Below are 8,053 nucleotides of genomic sequence, written 5' to 3'. Positions count from 1 at the left end.
CACGCTGGGCGGCGCGCGCGCCGTCGCCGGCCAGTTGCCGGAAACCGTCGGCACTCCCCTCCTGGCGGTCGCGCGCGAGGCCTTCACCAGCGGCCTGGTGCTCGCCTCGCTCATCAGTGCGGCGATTGCCGTCCTGACGGCGGTGCTGATCCTCGGCATTCTCCGGCGGGCCGGTACGCCCGATAGCGAAGGCGAGGAAACCCTGCCCGCTACCGTCGCCTGATCCTGCCGCGCGCCGGCGGGATATCCGGCGCGGCCTTTGCATGCGAGAAAATCCGCATCGCTGTCGGATTTCTCCCGCCACCCGCGTCCTTTGCCCGAGCTCGAATGGCTCAGGTCCAACAAGGAGAGAAAAAATGTCGGCAATTGAACTTGCGCCCGGAGAAACCGGCGAACCGCGCGGAGGCGTCATCGCCTATCTGACGGTCGACGGCACGACAAAGGCAGCGCAGATCTATGAAAAGGCCTTCGGCGCGAAGGAAGTCGCCCGTCATCCGGTGGACGAAAAGGGGCGCACAATGCACCGCCATCTCTACATCAACGGCGGTTCGCTGATGATGAGCGATCCCTACCCCGAATACGGCCACAAGGTCGAACAGCCCGCGGGCTTCTCGCTTACGCTTTGCGTCGACGACGTGGATTTCTGGTGGAAACGCGCCTCCACCGCCGAAGGCATGGAGGTGACGATGCCATTGGAGAAGATGTTCTGGGGCGACCGTTACGGAGAGGTGCGCGACCCCTTCGGCGTGCGCTGGGCCATCGTCGGCAAATAACGGCGGGACCTGCCGGCGGAAAATTACGTTCCGCAAGGGGTTTACATCTCACACACATGTCCTACTTTTCCCCGGAGAGGCTGCGGCGAACGTATGACGCGGCCTTTTCGTCGGTGCGGATGGTTGCGAAAAAGCGAAGACCCGCGCCAGATTGTCACCCGAAAACGATTGAGAGCCCATATGAGCCAGGCGAAGACGGGCGACGTCGTCCGCGTCCATTACAAGGGAAAGCTGACGGACGGCACGGAATTCGATTCCTCCGAGGGTCGCGACCCGCTGGAGTTTCAGCTCGGCGGCGGACAGATCATCCCCGGTCTTGAGAAGAGTGTCGAGGGCATGGAAACCGGCGAGAAGTCGACCGTTACGATCCCTGCCGACGAGGCCTACGGCCCGCGCGATGAGCGCCAGGTACAGACGGTACCGCGTACCGCGTTTCCGGACGACCTCGACCTGAAGATCGGCGCCAGCCTCCAGGCCACCACCCAGGACGGACGCCAGATTCCGCTCACCGTGGTGGAGATGGACGACCAGGAGGTGACCGTCGACGCCAACCACCCGCTGGCGGGACGCGACCTCGTGTTCGATCTGGAACTGGTCGAGATCGTCGGTTCCGAACAGGGGCAGAAGTTCGGGCAGTAGCCCGCGCCTGCCCTCCGGCCTCCGGCACCTTGCCGGACGGGCTCGGATCATTTCACCGTTTCGCCGAAACAACGAAATGATCTGGGCGTTCGATGTCGCATGGCCTTGGACGGATAACCGGCATCCCTTCCCGCAACTGTTTCAGTCCTGCCTCGGCAAGGCGCCGTCCTCGTACTGGGCGGCGAACTCCGCCGTGGGCGGGATCGGCTTGATGACATCGATCAGGACGCCGTTCGGGTCGCTCGTAATGAAGTGACGCTGCCCGAACGCCTCGTCCCGCAATTCCTGCAGGATGGGCAGGCCCGCCGCCTTCACCCGCGCATATTCCCCGTCCGCGTCCTCCACCTCGAAATTCAGGATCAGGCCCGAGACCCGGCCCCGCGCCGCCTCGGGCACGGTCTCGTGACGGCCGTCGAGCACGGCGAGATTGACCGTCTCGTCCTCGCGCGACTGCAGATGCACGTACCAGTCGCTCTCAAAGAGCGGGGCAAAGCTGAAATGGCTGCAGTAGAAGGCGGCGGTCGCGCTCACGTCGTCCGTCATGATGACGGGATAATAGCTGGTGCTCTTCATGGCTTTTCTTCCTGGTTCAAGAAACATACACTCTGCATGTAATCTGAAATAACATACAGGCTGCATGTATGCAACAGGATCCTCCCCGCCGCTCGAACCGGGAGCGTTCGCAATCGACCCGTGAAAAGCTGATCGCGGCCGCGCGGCGCCTTTTCATCGACAAAACCTACGCCGAGACGGGCACGCCGGAGATCGTCGCCGCGGCAGGCCTGACGCGCGGCGCGCTCTATCATCATTTCGCCGACAAGCAAGCGCTCTTCCAGGCCGTCGCCGAGCGGGAGGCGCAAGCGGTGGCGGCGGAAATCGAGCGCCGCGCCGACACCCTGCACGATCCCCTCGAAGCGCTCATCGAGGGCGGCAACGCCTTTCTGGCGGCGATGGCCGCTCCGGGGCGCACGCGTCTTCTCCTGCTGGACGGTCCCGCCGTCTTGGGCCGGGCGGCCATGGACGAAATCGACAATCGCCACGGAAACCGCACATTGCGCGAAGGCCTCGCCGCCGCCATCGAAACGGGGGGGATCCGCCCGCTCCCGCTCGAGGCGCTTACGGTGCTGCTTGCAGCCGTCTACGACCGAGCCGCGCTCGCGCAGGAGACCGGTGCCGATCCGCAGGATTACCGGCGCACGATTGCCGGCATGATCGAAAGCCTGGGCGCCGCGGCCGGCCTCAGCCGAAGAGCGACTCTCCCTGCTCGTCGATGATCTGCTTGCCCTTGCGCACAGCCTGATCGGCAGCGAGATCGGCGCTCGGGAAGCGGTCGGCGCGGATGAACTTGTGCTCCCTCCTCGCGCCGTCAACCTCCTTGGAGATGATGCCGCAGGTCTGGTACTGCCCGTCCTGCGGAAAAGGCGTGGCGCGGATGGTGAAGCCCTTGTGCGAGACCGGCTCGCCGACCACTTCGGGCGCCCCGCCCTCTGCTCCCGTGGAACCGCCGAAAAGCCGTTTCAGAAATGACATGCTTCTTCTCCCTTGGGCCAGCCAATCTAGCGCGCAAGCACGGCCACGACCAGCTTTCCGCGCGCCCCTGTTTCTTCTTCAACAGCGAAGTCGAAAACGGGGACGCCGCCCACCTCGGTCAGGAAGGGGCCGACGAATTCCTTAAAGCTGCTGGGGCGTTTGCACCAATCCCAGGGTCGGAACTTTGTGCGCGCAAGACCTCTCCACTTCGTCATCCTCGGGCCCCGACCCGAAGATCCATGCCTGAACATCGACACGTCGCCGGCGGTCAAGGTTGAGCGCCGTTGGCAAAACATGCGTTCGCTCCAATCCCGGCCTAAAGGCGTGGCGCCGCCGCACCGGCCACAATTGAAACTCGAGCGCCCTACCCCAGATGCAGCACCACCTCGCGCCGGTGCGGCCGGGAACGGTGCTCGAACAGGTAGATGCCCTGCCAGGTGCCGAGCGTCATCCGCCCTTCCGACACCGGAATTCCGATGGAAGTCTGCGTCAGGGCCGCCTTGATGTGCGCCGGCATGTCGTCCGGCCCCTCCATCCTGTGGATGACCCAGTTCATCGACGGATCGTCCGACGGCGGCACGAGACGGTCAAAGAAGGCGTCGAGGTCGCGCCGCACGTCCGGGTCCGCATTCTCCTGGATGACCAGCGAGCAGGAGGTATGCCGCACGAAAACCGTCAGCAGGCCGAAGTCCACGCCGGCCTGCTGCACGAAGCGGGCGGCTTCCTCGGTGAACTCGTAAAGGCCGGGCCCGGACGTCGAAACCGGGAGGATCGTCTGTCGCATGCCCCGGTGGTGCATCCGTGCGCCCGGCCTGTCAAGCACGCCTCAGCCGAGCGACCGGATGATCTCGCGATAGGCCTCCTCCGGGAAGGCCTTCAACGTCCGTGTGCGCACGTTTCCTTCGGCGCCGAGCGTCAGCGCGAAACGCGCCGCGACGGCATCGTCGGGCGCCTCGCAAACGGCGACCATGTCGCAATCACCCATGGTCAGGTAGAAGGCCTTGAACTCTCCGCCCATTTCCTTGAGCAGCGCCTTCGCGGCATCCAGCCGCCGCGGCGACTCGCGCACGGTCCGCATGCCCTGCTCTGTCCAGTTGACGAGGATGATATAAGTGGTCACGTCACACCTCCCCCGGCGCCGTGACACTCGCGCATTCCGCCGGCGCCGGACCATGAAGCCCCACCGCTGCGTCCAACTATGCGCCCCGGGCGGCGGCGCTGCAAGATATCCGCATACGGGGACCGGTCGCGCCGGAAAACAACGCCCGCACGCGTGCCGTGCCGTCAATCGCCGCGCAGGATGAAGCGGCGGTTCGGTGCGCGTATCGGTCGGGCGTTGCGGGAATAGAGCGCCGTGAACCTGGCGATATCGGCCGCGTCGACCTCGATCGGCTCCACCGCGATCATCCACTCGACATCCTCGCTGCAGGGCGGCGTGGTCAAAGACCCTTCATAGAGCCAGTAGTCGAGCGAATCCGGCAGAAGGTCCGTCAGTTCGACCTTGTGAAGAGACACTTGCTCCCCTTCATGGGCGGGAAAGGCGGAAGCGAGGTCGGCAAAGGTTCCGTTGGCCTCGCCCGGCACGATAAACACGCTCAGCACACCCAGGATGCCGGTTTCCTCGTCCTCGTGCACGAAGTGCACCTCCATCGGAAAGGCTTTCCCCTCGACGCGATGCTCGCTCGGCGCATGAAAGTGGAACTGCTTGAGCCGGAAACGTTCATCTCCCCTGATAAGCGTGCCGCCCTCGGCGAGGTCGACCTGGATCGTATGGCCGTTGTTGACCATCGTTCCGCCACCGCTCTTCCAGCGGATCTGAAGGCTCGGCAAATCCGCCTCGATGGTTTGGGCAATGTCGACGGGCGACTGCTGCGAGCCGGTTGAGCAGGGCAGGTTATGCCCGTTGAGTTCCGCCCAATGCTCGGGCCCTTCCCGGCCACCATAATCCCACTGCTCCGCTGAAGCAGCCAATGCACAAACGGGAGACAGGAAAATACCGAAGAGATACACGATAATTTTCTTATGAATCATGACAATATCTCCTGATGGAATACTTTTAAAAATAGAAAAGAAAAGTACAGATTCAGAATGAGTATCCAATCCGGAAAAAATTATGACATTCCGGCCGAAAAAGACCACAAAAAAGGCCGGGCGCAGGCCCGGCCTTCAATGACAGAAGCCATCGTTCACGATTAACTGTCGAGGAAGCTTCTCAGCTTGCGGCTGCGCGAGGGATGCTTCAGCTTCCTCAGCGCCTTCGCCTCGATCTGCCGGATGCGCTCGCGGGTGACCGAGAACTGCTGGCCCACCTCTTCGAGCGTGTGATCGGTGTTCATGCCGATGCCGAAGCGCATGCGAAGCACCCGTTCCTCGCGCGGGGTGAGCGAGGCCAGCACCCGCGTCGTCGTCTCGCGCAGATTGGCCTGGATCGCCGCATCGATCGGCAGCACCGCCATCTTGTCCTCGATGAAATCGCCGAGATGCGAATCCTCCTCGTCGCCAACCGGCGTCTCGAGGCTGATCGGCTCCTTGGCGATCTTCAACACCTTGCGCACTTTTTCGAGCGGCATGGCGAGCTTCTCCGCCAGTTCCTCCGGCGTCGGCTCGCGACCGATCTCGTGCAGCATCTGGCGCGAGGTCCGCACGATTTTGTTGATCGTCTCGATCATGTGCACCGGAATGCGGATCGTGCGCGCCTGATCGGCGATCGATCGCGTGATCGCCTGCCGGATCCACCACGTCGCATAGGTGGAGAACTTATAGCCGCGCCGGTACTCGAACTTGTCGACCGCCTTCATCAGGCCGATATTGCCCTCCTGGATGAGATCCAGGAACTGCAGGCCGCGATTCGTGTACTTCTTGGCGATGGAGATCACGAGGCGCAGATTGGCCTCCACCATCTCCTTCTTGGCGATCGCCGCCTCGCGCTCGCCCTTCTGCACCTGGTTGACGATGCGGCGGAACTCGCCGATGGAAATCGCGGTTTCCTGAGCCAGGTTCTGGATTTCCGAGCGCAGGGCCTCGATCGTGTCGGCCTCGCTCTTCGTGAACTCCTTCCAGCCCCGCTGCGGCAGAGCCGCCACGATCTCGGTCCAGTTCGGATCGAGCTCGGATCCCTGATAGGCCTTGAGGAAGTCCTCGCGCTTCACGCCGTAGCTCTCGGCAAGGCGCAACAGGCGCCCCTCGTTCTGCACCAGGCGCTTGTTGATGTCGTAGAGCTGCTCGACCAGCGTCTCGATGCGCTGGTTGTTGAGCGAGAGCGACTTGACCGACTTGATGAGCTCGTCCTTGAGCTGCTTGTAGCGGCGCTCCTCGCCGGCCGACAGGCTGTCGCCGTCGGCGAGCCGGCTTTCCACCTGCTGGTCCTGCAGCTTGCGCAGTTTTCCATAAGTGGCGGCGATGAAGTCGAGCGTCTCCATGACGCCGGGCTTCAACTCCGCCTCCATGGCGGCCAGCGAAAGATTCGCCTCGTCTTCCTCCTCGTCCTCCTCGTCCGCCTGGGCATCGCCGCCGACATCGGTGATATCGTCGTCGCGCCCGCGCTGCGGCTTCTGCTCCGCGGGCGTCTCCTCTTCGGCAGGACGCGTCACCACCGGCGCCTGCTTGGCCTCGGGCCCGGCGTAAGTGGCTTCGAGATCGATGATCTCGCGCAGCAGGATCTTGCCTTCGTTAAGCTCGTCGCGCCAGATGATGAGCGCCTGGAAGGTGAGCGGGCTTTCGCAGAGGCCCGCGATCATGGTTTCGCGGCCGGCCTCGATGCGCTTGGCGATGGCGATCTCGCCCTCGCGCGACAGAAGCTCCACCGAGCCCATCTCGCGCAGATACATGCGCACCGGATCGTCGGTGCGGTCCGTCGGCTCCTTCTTGGTGGCCGTGGTGGCGACGGCGGTGCCGGTCTGCTCGGCCAGCTCGGTGCTTTCCTCCGCCTCGGCGACCTCGGTGACCTCGCCTTCCTCGCCGACCTCTTCGTCCTCGACGACGTTGATGCCCATGTCCGAGAGCATCGCCATTGTGTCCTCGATCTGCTCGGAGGACACCTCGCCCGAGGGCAGGACGGCGTTCAGCTCGTCCATGGTCACATAGCCGCGCTTCTTCGCGGCCTTGATCATCTTCTTGACCGCGTCGTCCGAAAGATCCAGCAGCGGGCCGTCAGTGCCCTCGCGCTCGGTCTCGACCTCTTCTTTTTCCTTCGTCGCCATGCCTTGCCTTCTCCAACCGGTCCCGGTCGCCGGACGCCCCGTCCTGACCACCCGACCACGCCGCAGCTTTCGCGTGTACAACAGGCCCTTAGCCGCCGCCGCGTTAATGCCTAATTAACCCTGACACTTATGGCGGATCTTCCGCCCGTCCATGTCATGCGCTAATCTTGCACGGTACCGATCCTGCGGCCTTCCACGTCGAATCGGACTTGATTCCTTCTATTCCGGCCGAGGTCAAGTCGCTGTGCCATGATTCGCGCCAAAAAAGCGACTCATGTGTCCACGGTTGCGCCCACCTCACGAGCGATCGGTACGTCCCGAAAGGAGCCCGAAGCCCTCGATGAGCGCTTCCGTTGCCTGCACGTTTCGCAACTCCGCCTGGATCTCCACGAGATGCCGGTAGTTTCCATCGGTCGGTTCTTCGGCCAGTGCCTGCTCGGCCGCTTTGAGTTCCTTATGTAGAAACGCGGCGCTACGGTGCAAGTGCAGAGCTTGTAGAAAGGCCTCGCGGGCATCCTCGAACGCCGCCTCGGGCAGAGCCGGCCAATGGTTGGCCCGCCGCACTAGAGCTTCCGCCCGATCCAGCACATCCCCTGCGCCGGAGGCGGCGATGGCATCGATGAGCGTTTGCCGCTCCTGCGCCAAGCCGCTGGCAACGGCGTCCAGAATGGCGCTGCGCAGGCGCAAAAGGTCCGGGCTTTCCAGATGCAAATGGTCCACCGCGTCGAAATAGGGATCGAGCAGGGCGGGATGATTGACCAGCGCGACCATGATGGAGGCCTCGCGCAACGGCATCATGCCGCCGCCGAACTTCAAGAGCGATGACCGCGCCAGGCTTTCCGAAACCGCCAGCCGGCCCGATGCCGCGCCGGGCCTGCCCTGCGGCCTGCCGGCATAGCCGCCGCGTTCGCC

Annotated in this window: 9 protein-coding genes and 2 pseudogenes; 4 read left to right on the top strand and 7 right to left on the bottom strand. The window is 63.7% G+C overall.

Annotated elements, in window-relative coordinates:
- The 3 genes and pseudogenes from ACFP9U_RS22140 to ACFP9U_RS22130 all read left to right on the top strand — a co-directional run.
- Nucleotides 1-223: pseudogene (locus tag ACFP9U_RS22140) on the top strand (MFS transporter); the annotation flags it as partial.
- Between the two features lie 133 nt (nucleotides 224-356).
- A complete protein-coding gene (locus ACFP9U_RS22135; protein ID WP_378624787.1) occupies nucleotides 357-773 on the top strand; it encodes a VOC family protein in 417 nt (138 codons plus the stop codon).
- Between the two features lie 180 nt (nucleotides 774-953).
- Complete coding sequence (locus ACFP9U_RS22130) at nucleotides 954-1,412, top strand: FKBP-type peptidyl-prolyl cis-trans isomerase (protein ID WP_322451926.1); 459 nt, start codon at nucleotides 954-956, stop codon at nucleotides 1,410-1,412.
- A 141-nt stretch (nucleotides 1,413-1,553) separates the two neighbouring features.
- Here the strand turns inward: ACFP9U_RS22130 and ACFP9U_RS22125 are convergent, their stop codons facing one another.
- Nucleotides 1,554-1,985, bottom strand: a complete 432-nt coding sequence (locus tag ACFP9U_RS22125) for a VOC family protein (RefSeq protein WP_378624785.1) — start codon at nucleotides 1,983-1,985, stop codon at nucleotides 1,554-1,556.
- Between the two features lie 68 nt (nucleotides 1,986-2,053).
- Here ACFP9U_RS22125 and ACFP9U_RS22120 point away from each other — a divergent pair, with 68 nt between their 5' ends.
- Nucleotides 2,054-2,686, top strand: a complete 633-nt coding sequence (locus ACFP9U_RS22120) for a TetR/AcrR family transcriptional regulator (RefSeq protein ID WP_378624784.1) — start codon at nucleotides 2,054-2,056, stop codon at nucleotides 2,684-2,686.
- Here the strand turns inward: ACFP9U_RS22120 and ACFP9U_RS22115 are convergent.
- The 6 genes and pseudogenes from ACFP9U_RS22115 to ACFP9U_RS22090 form a co-directional block, all read right to left on the bottom strand.
- Complete coding sequence (locus ACFP9U_RS22115; RefSeq protein WP_378624782.1) at nucleotides 2,652-2,942, bottom strand: HlyU family transcriptional regulator; 291 nt, start codon at nucleotides 2,940-2,942, stop codon at nucleotides 2,652-2,654. The genes ACFP9U_RS22120 and ACFP9U_RS22115 overlap by 35 nt on opposite strands.
- Before the next feature lie 364 nt (nucleotides 2,943-3,306).
- A complete protein-coding gene (locus ACFP9U_RS22110; protein WP_378624781.1) occupies nucleotides 3,307-3,726 on the bottom strand; it encodes a secondary thiamine-phosphate synthase enzyme YjbQ in 420 nt (139 codons plus the stop codon).
- Between the two features lie 42 nt (nucleotides 3,727-3,768).
- Nucleotides 3,769-4,062 carry a GYD domain-containing protein gene (locus ACFP9U_RS22105; RefSeq protein ID WP_378624779.1) on the bottom strand — a complete coding sequence of 98 codons (294 nt, stop codon included), beginning with the start codon at nucleotides 4,060-4,062 and terminating at the stop codon, nucleotides 3,769-3,771.
- A 164-nt stretch (nucleotides 4,063-4,226) separates the two neighbouring features.
- Entirely contained in the window at nucleotides 4,227-4,973 is a 747-nt protein-coding gene (locus tag ACFP9U_RS22100) for a carbonic anhydrase (RefSeq protein ID WP_378624788.1), read from the bottom strand.
- Between the two features lie 161 nt (nucleotides 4,974-5,134).
- Nucleotides 5,135-7,141 (bottom strand): RNA polymerase sigma factor RpoD, encoded by a 2,007-nt coding sequence (rpoD, locus tag ACFP9U_RS22095; protein ID WP_378624778.1) that lies wholly within the window; start codon nucleotides 7,139-7,141, stop codon nucleotides 5,135-5,137.
- A gap of 297 nt (nucleotides 7,142-7,438) precedes the next feature.
- Nucleotides 7,439-8,053: pseudogene (locus tag ACFP9U_RS22090) on the bottom strand (DNA primase); the annotation flags it as partial.

Source organism: Nitratireductor sp. GCM10026969 (assembly GCF_042660605.1).
In the GTDB taxonomy this organism is placed as follows: Bacteria; Pseudomonadota; Alphaproteobacteria; order Rhizobiales; family Rhizobiaceae; genus Chelativorans.
This window is presented reverse-complemented; position numbering and strand designations above follow the sequence as displayed.

What these genes read in the sequence shown, in the direction of transcription:
- ACFP9U_RS22115 (WP_378624782.1), bottom strand. Translation starts at nt 2,942, where the DNA reads ATGTCATTTCTGAAACGGCTTTTCGGCGGTTCCACGGGAGCAGAGGGC.
- ACFP9U_RS22110 (WP_378624781.1), bottom strand. Translation starts at nt 3,726, where the DNA reads ATGCGACAGACGATCCTCCCGGTTTCGACGTCCGGGCCCGGCCTTTAC.
- ACFP9U_RS22135 (WP_378624787.1), top strand. Translation starts at nt 357, where the DNA reads ATGTCGGCAATTGAACTTGCGCCCGGAGAAACCGGCGAACCGCGCGGA.
- ACFP9U_RS22120 (WP_378624784.1), top strand. Translation starts at nt 2,054, where the DNA reads ATGCAACAGGATCCTCCCCGCCGCTCGAACCGGGAGCGTTCGCAATCG.
- ACFP9U_RS22130 (WP_322451926.1), top strand. Translation starts at nt 954, where the DNA reads ATGAGCCAGGCGAAGACGGGCGACGTCGTCCGCGTCCATTACAAGGGA.
- rpoD (WP_378624778.1), bottom strand. Translation starts at nt 7,141, where the DNA reads ATGGCGACGAAGGAAAAAGAAGAGGTCGAGACCGAGCGCGAGGGCACT.
- ACFP9U_RS22100 (WP_378624788.1), bottom strand. Translation starts at nt 4,973, where the DNA reads ATGATTCATAAGAAAATTATCGTGTATCTCTTCGGTATTTTCCTGTCT.
- ACFP9U_RS22125 (WP_378624785.1), bottom strand. Translation starts at nt 1,985, where the DNA reads ATGAAGAGCACCAGCTATTATCCCGTCATCATGACGGACGACGTGAGC.